The organism is Nitrospira calida (assembly GCF_976986435.1).
Window position 1 is genome coordinate 1,665,622 of the sequence record NZ_OZ335950.1, and the last position, 25,830, is coordinate 1,691,451.

Below are 25,830 nucleotides of genomic sequence, written 5' to 3' on the forward strand. Positions count from 1 at the left end.
TGGGCTGCGATTATACAGACAGCCCAGCGAGCTGAACATCTCTGGTAAGGAGGGAAGCAGCTCGGAATTTCCCCGCTTTTGTATAGATTCAAGCTCAGGAAGATGTGGTGCCAGGCAGCAATTGTTGACTTATGACTTGCCAGGCAGTGGCGAAGTGGCCATTCTTGATTCGCCCTATCCCTTTGCGCTCCACGCTCACTCCCGCGTCTCTCGTTTCCAATAAATCAGCCGTGCGCCGGGCCTGAACGTCAGGTAGTACCAGATCCATTCGGACATCACCCGGAACCGGTTGCGGACGCCGATGAGAAAAAAGATATGGACGACACACCAGAGAAGCCAGGCCGGTAGGCCAGATAGTTTAAGCGGCCCCAGTTGTGCGACGGCCTTGGCCCGCCCGATGGTCGTCATCATGCCGCGATCGACATAGTGGAACGGTTCGCGCCGGTCCGGAGGAATGCCCTTTGCGATCACCCGCGCGACGTAGCGTCCTTGCTGCATAGCCACCGGCGCGAGACCAGGGAGCGGCTTGCCGTCTGTCCCGAGGCAGCAGGCGGCGTCTCCGATGACGAAGATCCAGGGATCATCCGGGATGGTGAGGTCGGCGCGGACAATGGCCCGACCAGCGGCGTCGACCGGAATTTTGAGGGACTGGATGAGCGGCGAGGCGGTGTTGCCGGTGGCCCAGATGACGTTGACGGTTTCGATGAATTCGCGACCCGTGGAGACTCCCCGCGGCGTCACGTCCACGACTTTGGTGTTCAACATGACCGTGACACCCATGGTCTGCAGCGCCCATTGGGCTTGAGCGCTCAACTTGGGCGGATACATCGAGAGGATTCGTTCGGTTGCCTCCAGCAACAGAATCTTCAGATTGGCTGAGCGGAGGGAGGGATAATCCGGCGTCATGGCCTTGCGGCCGATCTCCGCCAAGGCTCCGGCCAGTTCCACTCCGGTCGGGCCCCCTCCGACGATCACGAAGGTCAGATACCGTTGCGCTTCGGGCGAGCCTTTCAACTGCTCCGCCTTCTCGAATGAGAGCAGCAGCCGCTCGCGCAGGGTCAAGGCATCGGTCAATGTCTTCAATCCCGGCGCATGGGCCTCCCACTCGTTGTGCCCGAAATAGGAATGGCGCGAACCCGGCGCGACGACGAGCGCATCAAAGGAAATTGCTTCGCCTTCCGCCAGTACGACCTGGCGTCCGACCCTCTCGATGGCTTGGACCTCATCCATCACGACTTGCACGTTCGGGCGCGAGCGGAAGATGGTGCGAAGCGGCCAGGCGATATCGCTAGGGGAAAGCGCGGCGGTGGCGACCTGATAAAGCAGCGGCTGAAAGAGGTGGTGGTTGGTCCGGTCGATCAGGACGACTTCCAGTCCCGATCTGCGAAGCGATTGCGCGGCCGTCAGCCCACCGAAGCCGCCGCCGATGATGACGACCCGGGTCCACGCTTTCGCTTCCTCAGATACTGATCGAGATCGGCTCATTCGTGCGGAAGTGTAGGAGCGGCCGTGAGGCAGGTCAAGAACGCCGTTTGCATTTCGGTCAGCGGACTCCTAGAATGCCGCCAATTCGCCATGCCGCCTCGCTCTCGATCCAACAAGCAATCGTCGTCGCGATCCGGCCGTCGGCCCGATTCAGCGAACGTATCCATCCCGCCGGGGTACAAGCGGCGATTCCAGATGCGTCTGTTGAAATGGTACAAGCAACACGGGCGCGATCTGCCGTGGCGGAAGACTTCCGACCCTTACAAGATTCTGGTATCCGAAGTGATGCTGCAACAAACACAGGTCGATCGGGTCATTCCCAAGTACCATGAGTTCCTGGAGCGCTTCCCCACGTTGACCCATCTGGCGGAGGCGCCGGTCGAGGAGGTCCGCAAGACCTGGTATCCGTTGGGTTACAACATTCGGCCGCACCGGTTGCACAGCATCGCCCGTGAAACCATCGCGCGGTACGGCGGCGCGCTGCCGAGGGAACCGGAGGCACTGTTGTCGTTTAAAGGCATCGGCCGGTACACGGCCGGCGCCATTCGGGCGTTCGCCTTCAACGAGGATGCGCCGATTTTGGACACCAACGTGATGCGGGTCTTGCATCGGGTCTTCGTCGGGGAGGGCGACCCGAAGACGCAAAAGAACAAACTGTGGGCGTTATCGGAGGCGTTGATTCCCAAGGGGAAGGGGTACGATTTTAACCAGGCCTTGATGGATTTCGGCGCGATGGTCTGCACTGCGAGGAATCCCTATTGCCTGCTGTGTCCGATGAAGGACTTTTGCCGGACCTATCCATCCGATCCGAACGGCGGTTGAAACACCATTTCGATCGGCGGCGCGGATCGTCGCGATTTATGAGTGAGGAAAAGGCTGTTCCGGTCATTCAGGTGGCGGCCGGGCTGATTTGCCACGAAGGCCGCTATCTGATCGCGCGCCGGAAGTTCGGTTCGCATCTCGGGGGGTTGTGGGAGTTCCCGGGTGGCAAGCGGGAGGCCGGCGAGACGCTAGAAGACTGTTTGCGGCGCGAATTACGCGAAGAGCTGTCGATCACAGTAACCGCTCCGATTCTGTTTCAGGTGATCCGACATGAGTATGCGGACCAAACGGTGGAGTTGCATTTCTTTCGCTGCGCGATCGTGGAGGGACAGGCGAAACCGGTGGACTGCGCGGAGGTCAGATGGATCGCTCCCGAGGAATTCGGACAGTTCGCCTTTCCGCCGGCGGATCGGCCGGTGCTCGAGGCGCTGCAACGTCGGCAGAAAGACAGTTCAGCGGAATGAGTATTCGATTTCCGGTGGAGGCGAAGCTCAAGGACGGTTCGCCGGTTCAGTTGGTGCTGGCTGATGAGCGGGATGTGGAGCCGCTGCGACGGCTGTACCGCGTGATCGTCGAAGAAGGCACTTCGTATCCGCATGAGCGGCTTCCGGATCCGGACGAGTTCCTAGAGTACTGGTTTCGCGGCAAGAGCACCGTGGCGGCCTATGCGCCGGATCGGTCGCGCGCCTCGGAGATGGCGGGAGCGTTTTATCTCAAACCGAACTGGCCGGGACGGGCGAGGCATGTGGCCAATGCCGGCTTCATCGTCGCGCCTGCATGGCGCAACAAAGGCCTGGGCTGGCTGTTGGGCGCGACGATGCTGGAATACGCCAAGCAGCTTGGGTACCGAAGCGTGATCTTCAATCTCGTGTTCGCGGACAACCGGATCGCGCGACGTCTCTGGGAAAAGCTCGGCTTCCAAGAATTGGCCGTCATCCCCGGCGCCGTGCGGAAAAACGATGGCACGTATCAGGATGCGATCGTAATGTTTCGATCCCTCATGAGCGAAGAGCGGGAAGTGAGCAGCGAATAGCCTGCAGTGAACGATGGAAAGCGAAACGCTTGGGCGGTTACTACCGCGCCGGGCTACTAGCTCTTGGCTATTAGCTTTCTGTATGAAAGTCGTCCTCGACATTGAAACCGTTCAGGCGCCGCGCGAGGAATGGGCCAGGCTGGTCGGCGTCACGCCGGTCCGTCCGGATGACCTGCTGGCCGAGGGCGGGTATGACCTCTTCACGCTGGGCGAGGCGCAGGATCGGAAGCGGATCGAGGATGAGCTCTATGAAAAGTCGGCGTTCGACGGGACCTTCAGCCGGATCGTCTGCATCGGGCTGATCGAGTTTTCCGACGCGATGGAACCCCGCGGCGCAATGGCCTGGTATGGGCCGAACGAACGGGAGTTGTTACGGCAGTTCTGGGCCAGACTGGGGCAGGAGCGGCCGAACCTATTCATCACGCATAACGGGCTGGGCTTCGATCTGCCGTTCATCAAGAAACGGTCGGTGATTCACCAGGTCAGGCCCAGCATCGAGATCAACCTGGCCAAGTTCCGAACTGAGCCAGTGTACGATACCATGGCGGTTTGGAGCAACTGGGATTCGCGCGGTTGGATCAAGCTGGATGTGCTTGCCCGTGCCCTGAACGTCGAAACGAAGTCCGGCAGCGGCCTCCAAGTAGCGGAAATGTGGGCGAAAGGGCAAGGAAAAGAAATCGCGCTCTACTGTCTGCAGGACACCTATGTGACCTACGCTTGTTACTGCCGGATGAATTTCCGGCCGCCCCTCTCCAAAGAAGTGGTGCTGCTTCAGCCGGAGCTGATCGAAGTGGAATAAGCGACTGGCTCGGCTGGTTATTTTTTCGTCACCGTGGCGCTCTTCTTGTGCGGCAGCTTGGCTGCTACGCCTCCGGCTTTCAAGGCCTTGATCTCCGCTTCCCGTTCGATCAGTTGACGGCGAAGCGAATCGATTTCTTTTTTCATCGCCTTGATCTGCCCGTCCTTCGCATCGATCGTTTCCTTGGCCCGGCGCAGCTCTTCCAGTTTGAGCGTTAGAAATTCGACGTTCTTGGGGTCCTGGTGCGGTACGGTTGCCGAGGGCGCCGGTTGAGGCTCCGGCATGCTGACGGGGACAGCCGCGGCGACAGGCATCGGTTCCGGTTGGGCCGGCGCAGTCTTGGCCGGAACGGCTGGAAGGAAAGCGGTTTTGGCCAGGAGCCGATGGTCGATCGCCAGGCTGGTCAAATCGGCTTGCCCGATCGCCGCGGCGGACTCGAGGCGGGCCGCTCCTTCCGGAAGAAACCGGATCGCACCGATCCGGGCCTGTACATCCGGTGACTTCCACTGTTTCCCCAGGTAATGCGTCAAGGTGAGATAGAGAGAGCCCTTCTGCACGTAGAGAATACCGGACGTCGGTTCCGTTCCCGAAGGCGTCGGCTGGTTCACGTGAAAGACGACGAGATGTTCGGGTTTCGCGTGCAGGAGGCCTTGCGCCAGAAGGGGAGCCAGGAATGCGATATCTTCGTCGCTGAACACGCGGGCTGGCTTCATCATACCAGCCGACTCACGCTGGGATGTGGAGGGGATCACTTCGATCGCCACGCCGCGAAGCGCGGCTGCGATGGCGGCCGGGTCGATGACGGTGGGATGGCCCGCTTCGAACGACCAGTCCGAAGCTTCATCCAGATAGACAGCTCCTTGGGAACTTTGATGAATCTTCGAGCCGTGGCCGCCCAGCGAGGCGCAGCCGAGCGGAACGATGCCGATCAGGCCGAGGATGAGACCGATCGCCAGCCAGGAGGAAAGCGGTGCAGAGAGGTCGTGGGCGTTCATGGGCTGTCTCCTTTGAAAACGTCGAAAATTGAAAATTGTCGAGAAACGGTGGCGGGAAGATGGGGTGCCGGATCCGGTTACCAGATTCCCAGCCCCATCAAGACCATTCCGATCGCCAGCCAACTAAAAACGCCGACCGAGATCATGGTTTCCAGGCTCATGCCGCTTTCCTTTTGAGTGATGGGCTCATCGTTTCGTCGCTCCATGATGGCCACTTCCCTGCTGGTTCGAATTGGCGCCGAAGTGATTCGGCTGTGTGTGACGAGTGATTGCGCATTTTTATAGCAAAGGTTATGCCCTCTCAATCCGCACTTCAGTCGATATTTTCGGGGCTTCAATTTAAGGGTCATGAGGTTTTGCAGGGAGGACAATTGTTCACAAGATGTCACCTCAACGATTACTTGGGATGCGATCAGTAACACATTGAAAAGACAGTTTGTTTTTTGTGCTGGCCTATGCCTTTCGCTAAAACAGTGAAAAGGCCGGGAGGCTCCTTTTTTTCAGGAGTCGCGTCCCAACTTTTATATCGAGCGAGAGGACGGGATTCAGAGGGCGACTGTGCAGATTAGAAAAACGCTGTGCAATCTTGTCTGTTTTTTCCGTCGAGGAAACGACGGACCGATGACGGCCCGATCACATTGGCCGGCATTTCCGAATTCCAAAGGAAAGACGGGAGGAGGGTGAAGACAGATTCAGACGGATCTACTTCTTCAGAATCCGCCCCGTATGACCGGCTGGCCGAACAACGTGGTGGCGGAGGCATCCTGAATGAGGATCGGCACCAGGTCTCCCGGCTTGGTCTCGAGGCCGTCTTTCTCCCAGACAACGGTGATATTCCCGTCGGTCCGTCCCATCCATTGACTGGGCGACCGTTTGGCGTCGCCTTCGACCAGGACCTCCACCGTCCGGCCGAGCAATTCTCGGTTTTTCCGAAGCGACATCCTTTTCTGGAGGTCGACCAGCCGCGCGACCCGGTCGGCCTTGACCGCGTCCGGCACGTCGTCGCGGTATTTGCGGGCGGCGATCGTATTCTTGCGTTCGGAATACTTGAAGATGAAGGCGGAATGATACCCAACCGCTTCGACGGTGCGGTAGGTGTCCAGAAACTCGTCTTCCGTTTCCGAGCAGAATCCGCAGATGATGTCCGTCGTCAAGGCGATCTCCGGATTGCGACGCCTGATCTCCTCGACCAGTGCCAGGTATTCCCGTCGCGTGTAGGTGCGGTTCATCAAGTCCAGGATGCGGTCGTTGCCAGATTGCAGGGGTAAATGGATGTGCTTGCAGATCTTCGGATGTCCAGCCACCGCATCCAGCAAAGCTGGCGGAAAATCCTTCGGATGGGGCGACGTGAAGCGAACCCGCTCTATTCCGGGGAGGTTGGCCACGGCGGTGATCAGCCGCGCGAAGTCCCAGTCTCCGAACCGGTAGGAATTGACGTTTTGCCCGAGCAGCGTGATCTGTTTGAACCCCTGCGCGATCAACTGTTCGGCCTCTCGAATCACGCCCTGTGGATCGCGCGACCGTTCGCGCCCTCTGGTGTACGGCACCACGCAGAACGTGCAGAAGTTGTCGCATCCCCGCATGATCGCGATCCACGCGTTCACGCCTTCAGCGCGTTCCGGCAGGATGTCTTCGTAGGTTTCGTATTCCGACAGGTCGACCGCGATTACTTTCTGCAGGAATCCCTGCTCTTGCGATTCGATTGCCCGGTTGAGCAGGTTGGGGAGTTGTCGATAGGCGTCCGGCCCGACCAGCACGTCCACGATTGGCTCGGTTTCGGTCAGTTCTTTCTTCAGATTTTGCGCCATGCAACCCAGCACGCCGACGATGAGCGGACGCTGCTTCTTGATAGCTTTTAGCTCGGCGAGGTGCCCATAGACCCGGTTGTGGGCGTTCTCCCGGACGGCACAGGTGTTCATCAAGACGATGTCAGCCCGTTCCTTATCCTCGGTGAAGGCGAAGCCTTCTTTCCGTAGGATCGCTCGGATCAGTTCGCTGTCGTATTCGTTCATTTGACAGCCGAACGTTTCGATGTGCACGGTTTTGGCGGACGCCGGGTTCGTCATGAAGCGACCACGTGGAGCTCCCGGAGCCGTGGCTGCGAAAGAGCTCCCGTCGAGGGTTCGAGGTGTCCGACCGCGAGGCTGTCCATTACGCCGGTGATGACCACGTTTCTGAGGCGGTTGGTGAGGTCGGCATCCGAGAAGACCCCGACTTTCGTAAAGTTCCTCGTCAGGCCGGTCCACAGTCCGTCGTCCTGTTTGGTTTCAAACAGCACCTCGACCGGCCGGCCGATCTGCCGCTGGTAAAAAGCCAAGCGTTTAGCTCGGGAAAGTTCTGAGAGGATCCGGGTCCGCGCCTTGATCGCCGCCGGGCTTACCTGATTGACGAGGCGAGCCGCGGCTGTTCCGGGACGCTTAGAAAAGCTAAAGACATGGAAGTAGGAGAAGGGCAGCTCTTCCGCGACCCGCAGGGTGTTCGCGAATTCCTTCTCGCCTTCGCCGGGGAACCCGACCAGAAGGTCCGTGCCCAGCCCCACATCGGGAACCAGCTTGACCGCTTTTTCGATCAAGCGCACATAGTCGAGGACCGTGTAGCGTCGGTTCATAGCTTTTAGGATGCTGTCGTCGCCGCTCTGAAGCGGAACGTGGAGATAGCGGCAAAGCTTGGAAGATGAAGCCATATAGTCGAGCAACTCGTCCGGGATCGTCGTCGGCTCGATCGACGAAATACGGATCCGCTCGAGACCAGCGATACCTTCCAACCGGCGGATCAGGTCGATCAATCCGCGCCCGCCCTGCTCGTACCGTCCGATGTTCACCCCGGTGAGCACCACTTCACGGTGGCCTTTAGCGACCAGCTCTTTGGCTTCGCGAAGGGCGTCGTCGGCTTGGCGGCTCCGCTCCCGTCCCCGTGCAAACGGAATGAGACAGAAGCTGCACATGAAATTGCAGCCGTCCTGGATTTTCAGAGGCGCCCGAACAGTGCCGCACTCGCCGGCGCCGGGCAACAGGAAGTCCTCGCGCCCGATGGTTTTCGTGTGGAACACCTGGGGAGCCGGTCGTTTTTTCAATGCAGCCGGCGCCGGCAGGTAGTCCGGCAGAAGCATCTTGAATTGGGTCCCGACGATCAGGTCGATCCCCGGCAGGTTGCGCAAAATCGACATGCCGGTTTGCGCGTAGCAACCGGTCACGGCCACGAAGGCGTGGGGCGAATGGCGCAGGGTTCTCCGCACGGCATAGCGACAATCTTTTTCCGCATTTTCCGTGATGGAGCAGGTATTGAGCACGAGCAGATCGGTTGGCCGGCCGAACTCAACCAATTCGTAGCCGTCGCGGCGTAACCGGTCGGCCAACAGAGCGGTCTCCGCCTGGTTGAGCCGGCAGCCGAGCGTGTGCAGGGTGGCGCGCGGTCGAGACGTGCTCATGGCGGCGTCATTATAGGGAAGCCGCGGTATAGCGGCAAGCCATAAAGCTTCGCCCGGGAGCTCAAGGGTTCCGTGTTGAACATGCGGGAGGCTCGTGGTAGGATTTCCACAATTTTTAGTCGCGCTCCTGTAACAACGCGGGAGGATGACCTATGGCCACCTTGCGGCTCGCCTTCATCGCTCTGCTTCTCCTCGCAGTGCTTCTGCCGGCTCAGGCCGGATGGACCCGTGAGGCCCTGCCGGCTGAACCGGATTTCAATACGCGAATCGATGAGCTGTATGATCACGAGGCCCGTCTGTTCCTCGTCCTGTACTCGTTACAAGGCAACGGCGTCGTCGATTACGTCACCGGACGTCTGGTGGAAGAATACGCACGCAGCAACTATGGCAATCCGGTTTACTACACCGAGAGCTATCCTCTGTTTTATTGGTGGAACCACACGATGTGGAACGACCCTCAGCGCGATGGCGTGAACGGAAACGAACTCGTGTACCAAGAAAACGTCGATTTCGACATCACGCGCTACAAACCCTGTCTCTTCAACGGCCAGCCCTGCTGAACTGAGCGGGAGCATACCCTTTCCGCCGGCTTGGCTGGAAGCGTCGGCTTCTTCTTCGTCGAGTCGATCCGGTTCCTCAGGGTGCTCGAAGTGTTCCCCGTTTTGGCGAATCTGCTCTCGCCGGGCGACGGATCGTGCTATGCTGCCTCTGAGTCACTCTTTTTCAGATCCCTGCGGCTGAACAATGTCTCAACGTCAGTGGGTATCGTTCGCCAACCGTCGTGTCGCCTTCATGCTGCCGCTGGGATTCGCTTCCGGCTTACCCTTGGCGCTCACCTCTGGAACGCTCCAGGCCTGGCTGACCATCGCGGGAGTCGATTTGCGGACCGTCGGCATTTTCACCCTCGTCGGGCTGCCGTACACGGTGAAATTTCTTTGGGCGCCGCTGATGGATCGTTTCGTCCCGCCGTGGCTGGGCCGCCGGCGCGGCTGGATGGTCGCCACGCAACTTGCCGTTGCGGCCGGGCTGACCGCCATGGCGGCGACCGGGCCGGGCGATCGTCCCTGGATGCTCGGCATTCTGGCCCTCGCCGTAGCCTTTCTGTCGGCCTCTCTCGATATCGTCTTTGATGCCTATAGGACCGACGTGCTCCAGCCGCAGGAGCGGGGCCTGGGCGCGGCGGTCTGGGTGAATGGATACCGGCTGGCGCTGGTCGTCGCCGGCGCGGTCGCGCTGGTCCTTGCGGATTCGATCGGCTGGCAACGCACCTATTGGTTGATGGCCGGGCTGATGGCGGCCGGGGTGGTGACGATCCTGCTCAGCCCGGAGCCGGCGGATCCGGGAAAGCCGCCGCAAAGCCTTATGGAAGCGGTTTGGGGTCCGATCACCGAATTCTTCTCCCGTCCGGAGGCGGTCGGCTTCCTGCTGTTGATCGTTTTATATAAAGCGGGCGATGCGTTCGCGGCGACCCTCTCGACGGCGTTCCTGATCGGAGGGATCGGGTTCACGGCCACCGATGTCGGCCTGATGAGGGGCGTGGGGATCGCCGCGACATTGCTCGGCGCGCTGGTCGGGGGTGTGGCCATGGCGCGCATGGGCCTCTTCCGCGCCTTGCTGGCCTTCGGCGTGCTGCAGGCCGTGTCGAACCTTTCGTTCATGGCGCTGGCTTGGGCAGGGAAGAACTATCCCGTGATGGTCGCGGCGGTCGTGTTCGAAAATTTTTCCGGCGGAATGGGAACCTCCGCCTTCGTGGCCTTCGTGATGTCTCTCTGTGACCACCGGTATACTGCCACCCAGTTCGCCTTGCTCTCTTCCCTGGAAGCGCTTGGTCGCGTGTTGCTCGGTCGGCCGGCGGCGGAGTTGGTGGAAACCGTGGGCTGGGGGCAGTTTTTTTTCGTCACGTTTCTGGTCGCGCTGCCGGGGCTCGTGCTGTTGTGGAGATTGCGAGGCTCACTGGACAATCACCGGCCGCCGGAATCCAAGCGGGCTACGGGGCTTGCGCCGGCCTCTCCCGCAGTTGAATGAACCTCATGCTTTCAATCGACGTTGCAGGAAAAGCACGTAGAGCATGAGCACCGGAAGCGGCGCGAACAGAAACGGAACGAACCACAGCCAGACGTTTTGTCCCCGTACCCGAGCCTGGTCGATCATCCATACGAAGACCCAGATCACGAGTCCCGCGTAGTTCATTGTGATCCAGCGTGTCGTGTGGATTTTAAGCCCGCTCGCGGCGTCGGGTGTGCCGTGGAATAAAAAAACCCCCAGGAGAATGAGAAACGCGCCCAACAGGCCGGCGACGAGACGTTTGCTCCAGACATACATATGATGTCCTCCTCATCTCTGTTGAGTTGACTCGCGGTCCACTAACGGTTCGCGCGGCGGCATGACGGCGAGCTAGGCTAATCACCGTATGGTCAATTGTCAACGGATGCAAGGGCGGTCTTCCGCGAACGGCATGGTTGCCCCAATTCCTTCAGCCGATGAGCCCGAAACCGGATGAATAATCTCGCGCTGGCCCTTCTGACCCTCGTCTTGGCCGTCTGCGTCACGTTGGCGGCAACGAATCCCACCACCGACGACTACCTCCTGTTCATTGAGGCGAAACTTTCCCAGGCTCTCGAGCACATGGATCGGGCCGTGCCGAGCGGAGAACAGAATCTCATCCGCTCTATCTTTAGGAGACAGGGGAAACGACTGGTCGAGGGCGTTGTCCGTCCGCACACCGTCAGACGAAATTGGGGACTGCTGAGCCTGTTCGAGACGCGGATGTGGGACGTTCGGATCGTGGTGCTGGGTATTGGAGGTTGGTTTGTCCCGATCAAGGGCGTTGAAGAAGCCACGCTGAAATTCGGCCGTACCGTGTTCTGAATCCCGATTTTCTCGTGTGCATCTCCAACGATCGGTCGGGATCCTCCTCTGTTTTGATCTCCCCGTTTGTGGATAACCTCCCCAACAAACCGTGTTTTCCCCTGCACTGGTCGGTCGATTCCGTTATCCCCAGGTTCTTCTGTCCAATCCACAATATACTGTGTTGACAAAATAAAAGACTCGCTATATATAGCAGCCCCTGTCGAGCATTCTGCTGCCGCGCATCATTCTGGCTGGCTTTCGCGATTGAACAGCAGGTCTATCGGGTGGCATTCCTAGAAGCAAAAGTTCCGGGTCAGGGATTCTAGTTCATTCCAGGGAGGGACACTGTGAGAATCGAACGGAAATTCACGCGGAGCGGACAGAGCCCGTACGAGGGAATGAAGTTCGTGAAGCGTTCGTCGGAGATCCGCAATCCCGACGGGTCCATCGTTTTCAAGTTGGACAACATTCAGGTTCCGGAGCATTGGTCTCAATTGGCCGTCGACATTCTGGCACAGAAGTATTTCCGGAAAGCTGGTGTGCCTCAGGTCGGACCGGACGGGAAGGTGCTGGCCGGGCCGGATGGGAAAGCGGTCCTCGGCGGCGAGCGCGATGCGCGCCAGGTCTTCGAGCGGCTGGCGGGATGCTGGACGTACTGGGGAAAGAACTACGGCTACTTCAAGTCGGCCGAAGACGCCGCCGCTTTTCACGATGAACTCTGCTACATGCTCGCGCGCCAGATGGCGGCACCCAATTCACCTCAGTGGTTCAACACGGGGCTGCATTACGCTTACGGCCTGACCGGCCCGGCTCAAGGCCACTACTACGTCGATCCCAAGACCCGTGAAGTGGTCAAGGCTACGAATGCGTTTGAACACCCGCAACCCCATGCGTGCCAACCCTACCATGCTTTGGTCTCGACGCCTCAAGGGCCCGTGCCGATCGGGGACATTGTGACGAAGGGCTTGATCGGACTGGAAGTGTTCGACGGCCGCCGCTCCGTCGGGGGCAAGGCCTCGGGGACGACAAAGGTGGTCGCCGTCAAGGCAAACGGCGAGAAGCCTGTCTTCAAGATCGTGCTCAAGAACGGTGTCTGCATCGAGGCGACAGGCGATCATCTCGTCTATGCGCTCGAGGTGCGGCGTTCAGTCGGCGTCTGGCGCCGGGTGGACAATCTGGCTCCAGGTATGCGGCTCATGCTGGCGACCGGGACGGCGGTGACCAAGCAGTCGGAGCCGCGGGCGGTGGATGAGGCCGCCTTGGTCGGATGGCTGCAGGGAGACGGCTTCGTCGGCCAGTGCGAGCGGGGGGCCAATCGCAGCCTGACGCTCGAATTCATGACGATCGACAAGAGCGAATTCCATTTCGTCTTGGAGCGGGTGCAGCGAGTCTTTGAAAGCGTGCACTTTCACGTGCGGTCCGTGGACACGAACACCTCGGGGCTCGACGTCCGCCGCATTCGGCTGGACGGCGAAACGCTCCGACCATTCGTCGAGAAATACGAACTGCTGCGGGAAAGCGAAGAGTGGTCCGTGCCGGGGGCAATCTGGTCTGCGGGCGTGCAAGCGCAATCCGCCTATCTCTCGGCTTTGTTCCAGGTGAATGGGACGGTCCGTCTCCGATCTCGCGCCTCCCGGGCCGCCGATGTCGTTCTGACCACGACCTCTCTTCCGCTAGCCCTCGGTGTCCAGGCCCTGTTGCTGAATCTGGGCGTCTATGCGCGGGTGCAGCGAGGCGTCGAGAACCGGGAAAATCGGAGGACGCCCTATTTTGTCTCGATCGGCTATGCGGAAGCGCGGACTCGCTTCAGGGAACTGATCGGGTTCATCTCGGAAGACAAGCGTGAAAAGCTCGAGGCGGCCTGCTCCGATCGGTTTCCGGGCAAGGCGTTGCCGGCATTACGGGAGGAAGTGATTGTCCGGATCGAGGCGATGGGGATGCAGCCGGTCTTCGACATTCAGACCGAGAGCGGGCAGTACCTCTCCAACAACGTCGTGGTGCACAACTGTTTTATCCAGTCCATCGAGGATGATCTGGTCAACGAGAACGGCATCATGGACCTGTGGGTCCGCGAGGCGCGGCTGTTTAAATATGGAAGCGGAACGGGAACGAATTTCTCCAAGCTGCGCGGCGACGGAGAACCGCTGTCCGGTGGCGGCCGGTCGTCGGGGCTGATGTCGTTTCTGAAGATCGGGGACCGGGCCGCCGGCGCAATCAAATCGGGCGGGACGACCAGGCGGGCGGCCAAGATGGTCTGTCTGGATTTGGACCATCCGGATGTCGAGGAGTTCATCGACTGGAAGGTGATCGAAGAGCAGAAAGTGGCCGCCATGGTCGCCGGCTCAAAAATATGCGCGCAACGATTGAATGCGGTGTTGAAGGCCTGTCATATGGTCAGCGCCGACGGTCAGATGAAAGTGGAGATCGATCCCAAGAAGAATCCTGCGCTCCAGGAGGCTATCCAGGCGGCGCGGCGCGACCACGTGCCGGAAGCCTACATTCAGCGCATGTTCGCCTATGCTCGTCAGGGCTTCACGCATTTCGTCTTTCACGAGTACGACACGAATTGGGACGGCAAGGCCTATCAGACTGTGTCGGGGCAGAACTCCAACAACAGCGTTCGTATCCCGAACGAGTTCTTTGAAGCGCTGGAAAAAGATGGGGACTGGCCGCTTAAGCGGAGAACGGACGGCAAGGTCTGCAAGGTCGTCAAGGCCAGGGAGCTGTGGGACAAGATCGCCTGGGCCGCCTGGACCTGTGCCGATCCCGGCACGCAGTACGACACGACGATCAACGAGTGGCACACCTGCCCTGAAGACGGACGCATCAACGCGTCGAATCCATGCTCGGAGTATCTCTTCCTCGACGACACGGCGTGCAACTTGGCGTCGATCAATCTGGCCGAATTCTTCACGCCGGACGGCCGGTTCGATCTGGACAGCTTTCGCCACGCCGTGCGCCTCTGGACCATCGTGCTGGAAGTCAGCGTATTAATGGCTTCATTTCCCAGTCGCGCGATCGCGGAGAAGAGCTATACGTTCCGGACGTTGGGGTTGGGGTATGCCAACCTGGGCACGATCCTGATGCGGCAAGGCATTCCGTACGATTCGCCGCAGGCTCTGGCGATCTGCGGTGCCATTACGGCTATCATGACCGGCGAGGCCTACGGTACTTCGGCCGAGATGGCGGCCGAACTGGGGCCTTTCCCCGGTTACGCGAAGAATCGCGACCACATGCTGCGCGTGATCCGAAACCACCGCCGCGCGGCCTACAATGCGCCGCCAGAAGAATACGAAGGGCTGACGATCAAGCCGATGGGCATCCAGCCGGAGCATTGCCCGCCGGACTTGTTGCTGGCGGCCAGGCGGGCATGGGATCGGGCCCTGGAGCTGGGGACGGCCTATGGCTTCCGCAACGCCCAGGTGACGTGTATCGCGCCGACCGGCACGATCGGGTTGGTCATGGATTGCGATACCACCGGCATCGAGCCGGATTTCGCGCTGGTCAAGTTCAAGAAACTGGCGGGAGGCGGCTACTTCAAGATCATCAACCAGAGCTTGCCGCCGGCGCTGAGGACCCTCGGCTATACCGAGGCGCAGATCCAGGACATCGTCCATTACTGCATCGGGCGGCAGACGCTCAAGGGCGCGCCGTTCATCAATCACGAGACGTTGAAGGAGAAGGGATTCGACGACGCGGCGCTGGAACGGCTGGAACACTCGCTCAAACAGGCCTTCGAGATTCAGTTCGCCTTCAACAAGTTCGTGCTGGGCGAGGAGTTCTGTCGCGAGAAGCTGGGCTTCACGGAGGAGCAACTGAACGAGCCCACCTTCAACATGCTCAAGGCGCTGGGTTTCACGCAGGAAGAAGTCGCTGCGGCCAACGACTATTGCTGCGGCACCATGACCGTGGAAGGCGCGCCACATCTCAAGGCGGAGCACTTGCCGGTGTTCGATTGCGCCAACCGCTGCGGCCGGATCGGGCAACGCTATATTCCAATCGAGGCCCACATTCGCATGATGGCGGCCGCGCAACCCTTCATCAGCGGCGGGATCAGCAAGACGATCAACATGCCGGCGGATGCCACGGTGGAGGACGTGAAGGCCGCGTACCTGCTGGCGTGGAGGAGCATGGTGAAGGCCGTCGCGCTCTACCGCGACGGGTCCAAGCTGAGCCAGCCGCTGAACGCATCCTCGGACAGCGGGAAAGCCGTCGAGCCGAGCGCCGACGTACTGAGCGCCGCCGAGAAAATCACCGAGCGGGTGCTGGTGCGCTACCGGTACCTGGCGAAGCGGCGGCCGTTGCCAGCGAGGCGGAACGGCTATACGCAAAAGGCGATTGTCGGAGGCCACAAGATCTATCTGCGGACCGGAGAATATGAAGACGGGACGCTGGGCGAGATCTTCCTCGACATGCACAAGGAGGGGGCGGCCTTCCGGAGCCTGATGAACTGTTTCGCGATCGCGATCTCGCTGGGGCTGCAACACGGCGTGCCGCTGGAAGAGTTCGTCGAAGCCTTCGTGTTCACCCGGTTTGAGCCGAACGGACCGGTCAAGCTCAACGACCGGATCAAGATGGCCACGTCGATCATCGACTACATCTTCCGCGAACTGGCCGTGACCTATCTGGATCGCTACGACCTGGCACAGGTGCAGCCGGAGGACTTGCGGATGGATTCGGTGAAGAAGGACGACCAGGACCCGGAGTGCACCGACGAGGAGGCGGACATCCAAGCGCTTCAATCGGCCTCCATCATCGCGGACAAGTTTCCCTCCCGGCATGATCCAGGAAGTGGTGCCAGGGGGAACGGTCAAGGGAACGGGCATGCTGTGGCGCGCCAGGTGGAGATCACGCGCGAATCGCTCACTGTCACGGCGATTCGCAACACGGCGCGGCTGAAAGGCTATGAGGGCGATCCCTGCCCCGAGTGCAAGCAGTTCACCATGGTGCGGAATGGCACCTGCCTCAAGTGCGTGAACTGCGGCGCCACGAGCGGCTGCTCATGAAGCGGTGGAAAAGGAGGACGCTATGAGCACGATTCTCCGCGTGCCCGCGATCGGGAGCGTTCACGATCAGATCGTCAGCTCCTTGGCGCAACGCTGGGCAAAGGCTTTTCAGGGTCGCGTCACCATCAATACGTGTCTGGAACAGAATCGGTGGGCCTGGGTGGATCAGAAGGCGGACATCATGGGCTGGATGGTGAGCCCGCGGGGCAATAGCATCCAATGGATCGCCGAAGTCGAAACGGAAGAGTCGCTGTCCGAATCGACCGCGACGAGCAGGTGGAAGCGAGGCGCGGAATTAAGGGTGCCGTTCTATCTGTTCGTCCCTCGCGGCCAGAAGAACATCGCTCAAAAAGCGGCGTCGGCCGCCGAGGTCGCCTTCAACGGCATTTACGAGTACGCTTTTGTGAACGGGGTGTTGCAGTTGCTGTAAGAAGTCCTTGAGGCAACCTTCATGAATGCTCTTCTAGAAGCGACGAACCATGGGCGGCACGGGGTATCCGGCTGCATCGGCGGAGTGCCGTACAGCATTGCCTGTGTTGATTGCCTTGAATGGATGGAACGCGGTCCCGAAAACTCCGTTCATGCGATCGTGACCGATCCTCCTTATGGGTTGAAAGAATACACTCCGGAGCAGACCCAAAAGCTACGAAGGAGGAAGGGAGGCGTCTGGCGTATCCCTCCTTCGTTCGACGGCTGCGAGCGGAATCCGCTCCCTCGCTTCACCGTCCTGACCGATGCAGATCGAGAACGCCTGAGAGCGTTTTTTCGGCGTTCGCCCAAAAAGCGTTTCGGATTCTGGTTCCCGGCGGACATGTCTTTATCGCCACCAACCCGCTGCTTTCGCATTTGGTGTATCTGCCGCTCATCGAAGCGGGTTTCGAGAAACGTGGCGAGATCATCCGGCTTGTTCAGACATTGCGCGGCGGGGATAGACCGAAAAATGCGCATGAAGAGTTCTCAGAAGTCACCGTCATGCCGCGATCGTGCTGGGAGCCCTGGGGGCTTTTTCGGAAACCCTGCAGGCCGGGTTCAGGATAATCTCAGGAAATACAAGACGGGCGGGCTCAGGCGTCCTTCCAAAGACCTGCCCTTTGCGGATGTGATTGCGTCTGCTCCGACCAGGCCCGATGAGCGGGCGATTGCGGGCCATCCGTCATTGAAGCCGCAGGCGTTTATGCGGCAAATCGTGCGGGCGGCTCTGCCGCTGGGCGTTGGAGTGGTGCTCGATCCCTTTATGGGCGGCGGCTCGACCATCGCGGCTGCGCTCTCGGTCGGCTACGAAAGCATCGGCCTGGAGATCGATCCGACCTATTACCGAATGGCTGCGCAAGCTATTCCGAAGCTTGCGGTCTTTCCCGTGAATCGAAACGGCCACATGCCCAGCATCCGGATGGAGAGCGACGTGGTCCCACTTCCGTTCATCTAGGGGACTGTTGAGCCGGTGTCTTTCGACGACGACGGATTCGACCGATCGGTCTCACTCCCTCCGAACTTGACCATCGCCCACATTCGCAATGCGATCGACTACATCGAAAAGGAAGCGAAGGAGTTTGTCGATGTGTATTTCGAACAGAGCAACGTCTTCAGCGGCCTGATCGGTATCCTTGGCGTGCGGGCATTGAATGCATTTAGTCCGTACAAGAAACATAAGCATCCGGATATTGCCCAGCAAAGGTTTCCGGATCTTTCACTCAATGGTAAGTTAAATCCACCGCCGGAGCATGCCCTGGAGTCAAAAGGCAGTACACGTCCTTGGGCGATTCAGTCGCACTATAATCATCCAGGATGGTACATCATGTGGCGATATGCAGTGGATCCTACCGGCGGATGAAGCGGGGGCGGGAGGTTTTGATCTGGCGGGTTGATGTCGCATTTCTTCAACGCAATGATTGGAAGTATGAAGGGAGTCGGGCAGGGGAAGGTCAGGGCGGAAGAACACATACCTTCGGAGTGAAAAACCCGGCGAACCGGCTTAAGGGATGCCTCGTCTATTGTGCTCCGAGGATCGTTCTCCAGCACGGCCGACCTACGTTGGCCAATCACACGAGCTAGGTGACGGCTGTCGATGGTTAGCGGGTGCCGGTTGGGGCTGTTTGCGAGTGTTGAGGGGGTGAACCTATGAAAAGGAGATCACCGCGTGCGCCCCGCTGGCGTGGCGTCTGGCAAGTCGTCTTGGAAAGCGAACCGTATGGGCGCGAGGTCTTGCGAAAAGAGATTTCTCCAGCTTCGGCGTTCGCGTCGGTCCAAAGACTGGCTTTGGCAGCAGAGAAGGAATATAGGAAGGATAAAGTCCATCGGGAGGTGTTCTTGGTGTATCGTATCGGTATTGATGAGTGATCAAGCGGACAGAGGCCTGTGTCATTCAACGGCAGCGGGCTTGATGGACTGTAAAAAGGTTGAGCAACTCTGGCAGTCCCGCGGCTTCTCCTGCGACCTGTGGGTTGATCCGCCGGGGCAGGTGTGGGAGGATTATGTTCATTCCGTAGATGAACTCCTGATGGTGGTTGAGGGGGAGTTGGAGCTGGAGATGGAGGGGCGGACGTTCAGGCCCAAGCCTGGGGAGGAAGTCTTGATCCCCGCCAATGTGGTACATTCTGTCCGGAACGTAGGCGGGACCACCGCGCGGTGGTTGTACGGATACAAGAATAAGGGGTAAAAGGGTAGTGGGGTAATGTAGAACAGGGCACTGGCTGTACAGGAGTCAAGTAGCCCGATACCCCGATATCCCTATATCCCGTCTATCGAGGGAAAGCATGCCGACGACGACGCAGTTGGTGATCAGTGAGCGCAGCAAGCCGGGGGTGCTCGCGCAGGTGGCTTCGGTCTTGGGCAGCGCCGGGGTCAACATCAAGGCCTTCTCGGCTCCGGAAGTCACGGGCACCGGGAATCTTCGGTTGTTAGTGGCGGATTTAGAGGGAGCGCGGGCGGCCTTGCGGGCGGCAAAGATCCGCTTTCGGGAAGAAGTGGCGCTAGTCTTGAGTCTGGAGAACAAACCCGGCGCCTTGAAGGAAGTCGCCGATCTGCTGAACAAGGCCAAAATCAACATCAAATGCGGCTATTGCACGCCGTCCCGCGAGGGCAAGCGAGCCATTGTGGTGTTGACTGTTTCGAATACCCAAAAGGCTCTGGACGTTCTGCGCGATAAGTCCCTCGACGAATTCTGAGATGCGAGCAGGCCCCCACACGCCTCTTGCGCGATTTGCCGTTTTTGTTCCCTTCCTGCTGACCGTCTGGACGCTATCGGGCTGCGCCGGCGCTCCATCCCCTCGTACGTACCCTCCCGGTTATCCCATCGGCTATGTCGAGCGCGGGACCGCGTCCTGGTATGGGCCGGGCTTTCATGGGAACCACACGGCCAACGGGGAACGGTTTGACATGCACCAGTTGACGGCGGCGCACCGGACCTTGCCGCTGGGCTCCGTGGCGGTCGTCCGTTCGCTGACGACGGGCCGGCAGGTGACCGTGCGGATCAACGACCGGGGGCCGTTCGCAAGGGGCCGCATGCTCGACCTCTCCTATGCCGGGGCGAGGGCGCTCGGGATGACCGGTTCCGGAACGGACGAGGTCGAGCTACGCGTCATCGGCTATGAGGGCAGACCGGGCGGCATGGGGTTCCTCCGTGTCCAGGTCGGCTCATTCGCCGACCCGGCGAACGCACGGGCGCTGATCGATCGCTTGAAGGGGCGCTATCCGGATAGCCGGATCGTGACGGTCGAGCTGCCGGAAGGCAAACGCTACCGCGTCCAAGTGGGACAGTTTACGAGCGAGACCCAGGCCGAGGCGGCCGCCGAGCGACTGGGAAGCCTGCTGGACGTCACTCCCTTCGTTGTGAGAGACGATACCTAACCCGCGCCTCCTTTGCCCCCTCAGGTTCCGGAGGGGTAGAATCAGCTCCGGGGTAAGCTTGGCAAACCCGTTGATTTCCCTTCAGGAATTGCTACAACGCTTGATGGGCCGCTCGGCCTGTGGTAAAAGTACAGCGCGATGGATGACGGCGGCCCGATAGGGTCTCACCAGGTCACGCTGTTCTTCCGTATTCCAATCACACCGTCCGTCGATCCGGCTTGGGCATCGACGGTGCGTCCTGTCCGGCTTTTTGAGCCGGTCGTTCATCTCTCACTCTAAATTTCGACTTCCATGGACATTCTTATCCTGTTTGCTCTGATTCTGTTGTCGGCCATTATTTCCGCGGCCGAGATCGGATTTTTTTCGGTCAACGAAACCAGGCTCCGTGCCCTGGCCGAGGGTGGGGGAAAGCGGGCGGCGATGGCCCTCTATCTCCGCAGCAACCCCCAACGACTGCTCTCCACGATTATGATTGGGGATAACCTGGTCAATGCCGGCGCCGCCGCGTTCGCCACCATCGTCACCATTCGGCTGTTCGGTTCGGAGGCATTGGCGGTCGCCATCGGCATCCTGACCTTCGTGTTGATGATTTTCGGTGATGTGGTGCCCAAGACCTTGGCCGCCAAGCATGCGGTTCCTCTCGTCCTGGCGATGGCCTATCCCGTCTATTGGATCGAATGGGTGCTGCAGCCGGTGTTGTTCGTCCTGGAGCCGATGATCGACAAGATCACCGGCGGGAAGGGGTTGACGGTGCCGTTTGTGACGGAGGAAGAACTCAAGATCATGCTGGATGTCGGCGGCAAGGCTGGCGCGATCGAATCCGAGGAAGTGAAGATGATCAAGAACGTCTTCCAGTTGAACGACATCACGGCGGAAGACGCGATGACGCCGCGTATTTACGTCTTTGCGCTGGACGGCAATCTGCGGCTGAAGGAGGCTCAGGACCAGCTTTTTCAATCCAAATACTCCCGGATCCCGGTGTACGACGGGACGTTGGACAACATCACCGGCATCCTCTACAAGAACAAGGCCCTGATCGAGCTGGCCCAGGGCCATTCCGACGTCAAGTTGAAAGACATCGCCCAACCGGCGCTTTTCGTCCCGCGCAGCAAGCCGGCCGACGATTTGATGAAACAGTTCCAGCAGGAAAAGCGACATATGGCGATCGTGGTGAACGAATTCGGCGGCGTCATGGGGTTGGTGACGCTGGAAGACCTGCTGGAGGAAGTCGTCGGCGAGATCATGGATGAGACAGACATCACCGAAGAGTTGATCAAGCGAATCGGCAAGAACCAGATTCTCGTGCACGGCCGGACCGAGGTGCGGAAGATCAACGACTTTCTGAAAGTGGATCTGGGCGACGAGGCCAATACGGTCAGCGGCTTGATTCAAGAGCAACTGGGCCGGATTCCCGCCGTCGGGGAAGAATTGCGCGTGGGAAACTGTCGCCTCGTGGTCCACGAGGCGGACCCGAAGTCGATCAAAAGCGTGCAGATCTTCAAAGAAGAGAAGGCCGGCGTAACGGTCGAGTCCTCCGAAGCCGCCAGGATGGATGTGGCGAGCTAACTCGCCGAGCCATCGGTGCGTGGTTCCACCAACGCCGCGAATGCGTCTTCGGTCAGCAGCGCGATCCCCATTTTCTTGGCCTGCTCCAGCTTGGAGCCGGGTTCCTTGCCCACCACCACATAGTCGGTTTTCTTGCTGACACTGGACGTCACGTGGCCTCCCAGTTCCTCCACCAGCCGTCTGGCCTCCTCCCGGCTGTATCGCTCCAGACCGCCGGTGAAGACAATGGTCTTTCCAGCCAGTGTTTTGGCCCGCGCATCGCGCCGGGGAGCGTCAGCGGGGCTCTCGATCTGTAAGCCCAACTGCAATAAGCGTTGGATGACGTGCCGGTTGCGCGCTTCCTTGAAGAAGGACTCTAGGCTGGCGGAGATCTCTGGGCCGATCTCGCGGACCTGCAGGAACTGCTCGCGGTCGGCCTCCATGATGGCCTCCAGCGTACCGAAGTGTCTGGCCAGGATCCGGGCGATGTGTTGGCCGACCTGTCTGATGCCCAACCCGAACAAAAAGCGCTCGAGGCTGACCCGTTTGCTTCGTTCGATCGCCTCCAGTAAGAGCGTGGCCGATCGATCGGCAAATCCGTCCAGCGTCAGGAGTTGGTCCTTGGTCAGGGTGTAGAGATCGGCCAGGTTCTTGACCAACCCTCGATCGACCAATTGCGCGACGGTTTTTTTGCCCAGACCGTCGATGTTCAGAGCGTGCTTCGAGGCGAAGTGCTCTAGCGCCCCTTTCAATTGCGCCAAACAAACGGCCTGGCCGGTGCAGTAGTAATAGGCGCCTTCCCGCGCAACCGCTGAGCCGCACACCGGACAGTGATCGGGCATGCGGAAAGGCTCTGAGCGGTGTTCTCCCGGGACGGGCACACGCTCGGCGATTGCCGGGATCACGTCGCCGGCCCGCTCGACCTTGACGGTGTCGCCTACCCGGATGTCTTTCCGCGCCACTTCGTCCGCGTTGTGAAGTGTCGCCCGGCTGATCGTCACGCCTCCGACTTCGACCGGCTTCAACAACGCGATCGGAGTCAAGGTGCCGGTACGCCCGACGGAGACGACGATGTCCTGGACGACGGTGATTTCTTTTCGCGGCGTGAACTTATAGGCGATGGCCCAGCGCGGGCTGCGGGATTTTTCGCCGAGCTGTTCCTGCCAATCGCGGCGATTGACCTTCACGACGATGCCGTCGATTTCGAACGGCAGGTTGTCGCGGACGGCTTCCGTCTCGCGGTGAAAAGCGACGACATCTTCGATGGTCGGGCAACGGCGGCGCTGAATCGGGATGGGCAGACCCCAGCGGGCCAACGCTTCCAACTCGTCCCAGTGGGTCGGCGGCAGATTGGACGAGGAGGCCATGATTTCGTAGCAGGTGACGACGAGCGGCCGTTCGGCGGTGATGCGGGAATCCAGTTGCCGCAGCGAACCGGACGCGGCGTTGCGGGGATTGGCAAACGCCTCTTCGCCCCGTTCCGTCATGCGCCGGTTAAGCGCCTGAAAGTCGTCGAGCCGCATATAAACTTCGCCTCGCACGACCAGATGAGCGGGCAGGTCCGGTTCCGGCAGAAGTTGCAGCGGCAGCGGCTTGATGGTGCGCAGGTTCACGGTCACGTCCTCGCCGGTCACACCGTCGCCTCTGGTAGCGCCGCGGACGAAGCGGCCGTCGTCATACACCAGCTCCACCGAGAGCCCGTCGTACTTGGGTTCGGCCGTATATTCGATGGTCTCCACGCCGAGTTCGCGCTTCATGCGTTTATCGAAGGCAAGGACTTCCTCCTGATCGGCGACCGAGTCGAGGCTGAGCATCGGTTTCTCATGCGTGACCTTGGCGAGTTCATCGAGCGGCGGCGCGCCGACACGCTGAGTGGGGGAATCGGAGGTAATCAGGTCCGGATAGGCCGTTTCCAGTTCGACCAGTTCCCGGAACAACCGATCGTATTCGGAATCCGAAATCTCCGGCCGGTCTTTCACGTAGTACAGGTAGTCGTGTCGGCGGATCTCTGTCCGCAAGGCCTCGATGCGCTTCCGGGCTGCTTCGCGGGAGAGGTGGTGCGCATGTGTCATGGCTAAACCAACTGGGCGAACCAGTTCTCACTCTCTGATGAACCTCGCCGCATAACTTCTGACTTCGTGTCCGTTCAGCACGTGGAATCGACGTAGGCGATCCACCGTCTGCCCGGAAAATCGGCTCAGAGGAATTGGAACGAATTTCCGTCCGAAATGCCGGGCGATCCGTCGCCATGAGGCGCGTGGCGGGATAGGAGCAACCAACGCGATATGGGGCTCGCGGGAATGCATGGCCGCGGCAGCGATGAGGCGATCCTCCAGTGTCTTGGCGAAATCAAGAGCGGGGTCGGTCCAGATGTCCGGGATTGGTCGGGGAGGGAACAGAAACATCGCGCCGCCGTAGCGGGACTGGGCGATTCCCGGTCCGACCAGGTTGCCTTCGAACGGGGTGGCGTAAAAGCACAGTGTGGATTCCTCAGCGTGTTCCGCGTACCAGGTCGCCCGCCAGCGATAGGTGTCGGGATCGGCCGGTGTGTCGAACAAAAAGATCACCACCTCGACGTTGCCCCTGGCCGGAGGAATCTCCTTGACATAAATCTCCATGCGCGGGCGGCACTTCGAGGAAGTCGAGACGGCGGCGCCGGTACCCCGCAGACCTGCGCACCAATGGCGCAGGCTTTCGCGGAGATCGATCCCATCCTTGATGGATGAGGTGAACTTTTCCACTTTCGCCAGGTCGGCCCCCAGGATGGCCCGTGCCTGTTCCCGCACGTGGCTGGTGAAGCTTTCGATCTTCTCGTCTTCCGGTGGCCAGGAGCACTGACGGAACGGATTCCACAACAGCGCCCATCGTCGGCTCTTCATCCGGGTCGGCTTGGGGCGGAGGGACAGGGAGCGCCACACGAACGGCGGACCTTGGAGCCGGTTCTTGGCTCGGACGACCTGTCCGTCTGGCAACTCCGCTTGCCCGATTCCGGCTGTCACGAGCGGGAACAACTCATCCTCGCTGTCGGTCTGAAACGCATAGCTTTTGGCCGTTTCCAGGAGCTTGATCGCAAACTCGTCGCCGGCAATCTGTTTGGCCGCCAACACGAGGGTGTACAGGTCGGGGGTCAGGCGCCGTTCCAGCAGCGCGAGGTTGCGCACGTACTGCAAATAGACCTGCAGTAGTTGGGGAGTAATCCAATCCGACACCGAATGGCCGTCCGTCTCCTGTTCCGCCTTCCAGCGGGCGCGCGTTTCGATGAGCAATTCCTTGATGCCGTCCACGGCGAGATGGCGGTCCGAGCGAAGTTCCGCTCGCCGCCGTTCGTACAGCTCGGTGATGAAGGGCAATTCCCCCAGCACGAAGTACAGCGTGGAGGGAGCAACCGTGTACAGGGCGGGAGAAGCCGCGATCAACTCGGGGAGCATGTACGGTCTTCGTTCCCGATACGCGTCCCGAAGCCAGGGCCAATCGGCGGCAGGGCAGAGGCAAAGGATCGACTCGTGGTCCAGCTCTAGTTCGTGCAGCCTGAACGCCATCCAGCAGATGTGCTCCCATCGCTGCGTGCCCGGCGTCGGCGGCGGCAACGACGGCAACACGGCGGCCGCAAAAGCAGCCAGCGGGACACGCTTGAGACTGTAGGGATCGGGCGAGACGAACGGCGAGGGTTCAAAGACGCGGACCTCGCGGTCGATATAGGCCCGCGCGATGCCTTCCACCATCGCCACCCGGGCTCCCATGACGACGGCCTGGCAAGGATCGACGGGCACGTAGCTCACGGTCGGTTCTCCGTCGTGGTCCGGTTCCGGAAGGACCACCAGGCCGATGTGGGGCAACCGGTCGATCCCGCGTTCGAACGGTTCTTCGACGGACGGGGGAAGGGGCAGCGCCAGACAGTCGTAGCGCCGGCTGATCAGCCGTTCGCGCACTTCCTGCGCGATGTCTCCGCTCGCGTGCAAGATAGGGAGTACCTCGATCCGAGCGGAAAGCCTGAAGACCGCGTCGTCGTTCATCGTGGCTGT

Annotated in this window: 23 protein-coding genes; 15 read left to right on the forward strand and 8 right to left on the reverse strand. The window is 60.2% G+C overall.

The window, feature by feature from the left end:
- Positions 1–195: 195 nt before the first annotated feature.
- Entirely contained in the window at positions 196–1,485 is a 1,290-nt protein-coding gene (locus ACWHTU_RS08305) for an NAD(P)/FAD-dependent oxidoreductase (protein WP_447863055.1), read from the reverse strand.
- A 195-nt stretch (positions 1,486–1,680) separates the two neighbouring features.
- Here ACWHTU_RS08305 and ACWHTU_RS08310 point away from each other — a divergent pair, with 195 nt between their 5' ends.
- From ACWHTU_RS08310 to ACWHTU_RS08325, 4 genes are all read left to right on the forward strand, one after another.
- The gene (locus tag ACWHTU_RS08310) at positions 1,681–2,307 is read left to right on the forward strand and encodes an A/G-specific adenine glycosylase (RefSeq protein ID WP_447863056.1); all 627 of its coding nucleotides are present in this window, start codon (positions 1,681–1,683) and stop codon (positions 2,305–2,307) included.
- 38 nt (positions 2,308–2,345) lie between these two features.
- Positions 2,346–2,771, forward strand: a complete 426-nt coding sequence (gene mutT, locus ACWHTU_RS08315) for an 8-oxo-dGTP diphosphatase MutT (protein WP_447863057.1) — start codon at positions 2,346–2,348, stop codon at positions 2,769–2,771.
- Positions 2,768–3,340: an N-acetyltransferase family protein gene (locus tag ACWHTU_RS08320; RefSeq protein WP_447863058.1), complete on the forward strand. Its 573-nt coding sequence runs from the start codon at positions 2,768–2,770 to the stop codon at positions 3,338–3,340. Before mutT ends, ACWHTU_RS08320 begins: the two co-directional genes overlap by 4 nt.
- Positions 3,341–3,422: 82 nt before the next feature.
- Complete coding sequence (locus ACWHTU_RS08325; RefSeq protein ID WP_447863059.1) at positions 3,423–4,139, forward strand: 3'-5' exonuclease; 717 nt, start codon at positions 3,423–3,425, stop codon at positions 4,137–4,139.
- Between the two features lie 17 nt (positions 4,140–4,156).
- On the opposite strand, the gene ACWHTU_RS08330 is transcribed toward ACWHTU_RS08325, so the two are convergent.
- The 4 genes from ACWHTU_RS08330 to mtaB form a co-directional block, all read right to left on the reverse strand.
- The gene (locus ACWHTU_RS08330; RefSeq protein ID WP_447863060.1) at positions 4,157–5,134 is read right to left on the reverse strand and encodes a hypothetical protein; all 978 of its coding nucleotides are present in this window, start codon (positions 5,132–5,134) and stop codon (positions 4,157–4,159) included.
- Between the two features lie 77 nt (positions 5,135–5,211).
- On the reverse strand, positions 5,212–5,340 hold the full coding sequence (locus tag ACWHTU_RS08335; RefSeq protein WP_447863061.1) for a hypothetical protein: 129 nt from the start codon (positions 5,338–5,340) through the stop codon (positions 5,212–5,214).
- Positions 5,341–5,844: 504 nt separating this feature from the next.
- Positions 5,845–7,200, reverse strand: a complete 1,356-nt coding sequence (gene miaB, locus ACWHTU_RS08340; RefSeq protein WP_447863062.1) for a tRNA (N6-isopentenyl adenosine(37)-C2)-methylthiotransferase MiaB — start codon at positions 7,198–7,200, stop codon at positions 5,845–5,847.
- Entirely contained in the window at positions 7,197–8,561 is a 1,365-nt protein-coding gene (mtaB, locus tag ACWHTU_RS08345; RefSeq protein WP_447863063.1) for a tRNA (N(6)-L-threonylcarbamoyladenosine(37)-C(2))-methylthiotransferase MtaB, read from the reverse strand. The genes miaB and mtaB overlap by 4 nt, the downstream gene beginning before the upstream one ends.
- A gap of 152 nt (positions 8,562–8,713) precedes the next feature.
- On the opposite strand from mtaB, the gene ACWHTU_RS08350 reads away from it, so the two are divergent.
- A complete protein-coding gene (locus tag ACWHTU_RS08350) occupies positions 8,714–9,121 on the forward strand; it encodes a hypothetical protein (RefSeq protein ID WP_447863064.1) in 408 nt (135 codons plus the stop codon).
- 184 nt (positions 9,122–9,305) lie between these two features.
- Positions 9,306–10,586: an AmpG family muropeptide MFS transporter gene (locus tag ACWHTU_RS08355; protein ID WP_447863065.1), complete on the forward strand. Its 1,281-nt coding sequence runs from the start codon at positions 9,306–9,308 to the stop codon at positions 10,584–10,586.
- A gap of 3 nt (positions 10,587–10,589) precedes the next feature.
- On the opposite strand, the gene ACWHTU_RS08360 is transcribed toward ACWHTU_RS08355, so the two are convergent.
- Positions 10,590–10,883 carry a hypothetical protein gene (locus tag ACWHTU_RS08360; RefSeq protein ID WP_447863066.1) on the reverse strand — a complete coding sequence of 98 codons (294 nt, stop codon included), beginning with the start codon at positions 10,881–10,883 and terminating at the stop codon, positions 10,590–10,592.
- A gap of 174 nt (positions 10,884–11,057) precedes the next feature.
- Here ACWHTU_RS08360 and ACWHTU_RS08365 point away from each other — a divergent pair, with 174 nt between their 5' ends.
- The 9 genes from ACWHTU_RS08365 (at position 11,058) to ACWHTU_RS08405 (ending at position 21,829) form a co-directional block, all read left to right on the forward strand.
- Positions 11,058–11,429 (forward strand): hypothetical protein, encoded by a 372-nt coding sequence (locus ACWHTU_RS08365; RefSeq protein WP_447863067.1) that lies wholly within the window; start codon positions 11,058–11,060, stop codon positions 11,427–11,429.
- Positions 11,430–11,758: 329 nt separating this feature from the next.
- A complete protein-coding gene (locus ACWHTU_RS08370) occupies positions 11,759–16,417 on the forward strand; it encodes an adenosylcobalamin-dependent ribonucleoside-diphosphate reductase (protein ID WP_447863068.1) in 4,659 nt (1,552 codons plus the stop codon).
- 22 nt (positions 16,418–16,439) lie between these two features.
- Positions 16,440–16,847: a hypothetical protein gene (locus tag ACWHTU_RS08375; protein ID WP_447863069.1), complete on the forward strand. Its 408-nt coding sequence runs from the start codon at positions 16,440–16,442 to the stop codon at positions 16,845–16,847.
- A 516-nt stretch (positions 16,848–17,363) separates the two neighbouring features.
- Complete coding sequence (locus tag ACWHTU_RS08380; RefSeq protein WP_447863070.1) at positions 17,364–17,843, forward strand: DNA methyltransferase; 480 nt, start codon at positions 17,364–17,366, stop codon at positions 17,841–17,843.
- 15 nt (positions 17,844–17,858) lie between these two features.
- A complete protein-coding gene (locus ACWHTU_RS08385; RefSeq protein WP_447863071.1) occupies positions 17,859–18,248 on the forward strand; it encodes a hypothetical protein in 390 nt (129 codons plus the stop codon).
- A gap of 549 nt (positions 18,249–18,797) precedes the next feature.
- Complete coding sequence (locus ACWHTU_RS08390) at positions 18,798–19,073, forward strand: cupin domain-containing protein (protein ID WP_447863072.1); 276 nt, start codon at positions 18,798–18,800, stop codon at positions 19,071–19,073.
- A 97-nt stretch (positions 19,074–19,170) separates the two neighbouring features.
- Positions 19,171–19,581 carry a hypothetical protein gene (locus tag ACWHTU_RS08395; RefSeq protein WP_447863073.1) on the forward strand — a complete coding sequence of 137 codons (411 nt, stop codon included), beginning with the start codon at positions 19,171–19,173 and terminating at the stop codon, positions 19,579–19,581.
- A gap of 1 nt (position 19,582) precedes the next feature.
- Positions 19,583–20,263 (forward strand): septal ring lytic transglycosylase RlpA family protein, encoded by a 681-nt coding sequence (locus ACWHTU_RS08400; protein ID WP_447863074.1) that lies wholly within the window; start codon positions 19,583–19,585, stop codon positions 20,261–20,263.
- Between the two features lie 291 nt (positions 20,264–20,554).
- Complete coding sequence (locus ACWHTU_RS08405; protein WP_447863075.1) at positions 20,555–21,829, forward strand: hemolysin family protein; 1,275 nt, start codon at positions 20,555–20,557, stop codon at positions 21,827–21,829.
- Here the strand turns inward: ACWHTU_RS08405 and ligA are convergent.
- Both ligA and ACWHTU_RS08415 read right to left on the reverse strand, forming a co-directional pair.
- Positions 21,826–23,880, reverse strand: coding sequence for an NAD-dependent DNA ligase LigA (gene ligA / locus ACWHTU_RS08410; protein ID WP_447863076.1), 2,055 nt, complete (start codon positions 23,878–23,880; stop codon positions 21,826–21,828). The two genes, ACWHTU_RS08405 and ligA, sit on opposite strands and share 4 nt — an antisense overlap.
- A gap of 27 nt (positions 23,881–23,907) precedes the next feature.
- Positions 23,908–25,821 carry a hypothetical protein gene (locus tag ACWHTU_RS08415; protein ID WP_447863077.1) on the reverse strand — a complete coding sequence of 638 codons (1,914 nt, stop codon included), beginning with the start codon at positions 25,819–25,821 and terminating at the stop codon, positions 23,908–23,910.
- Positions 25,822–25,830: the final 9 nt, after the last annotated feature.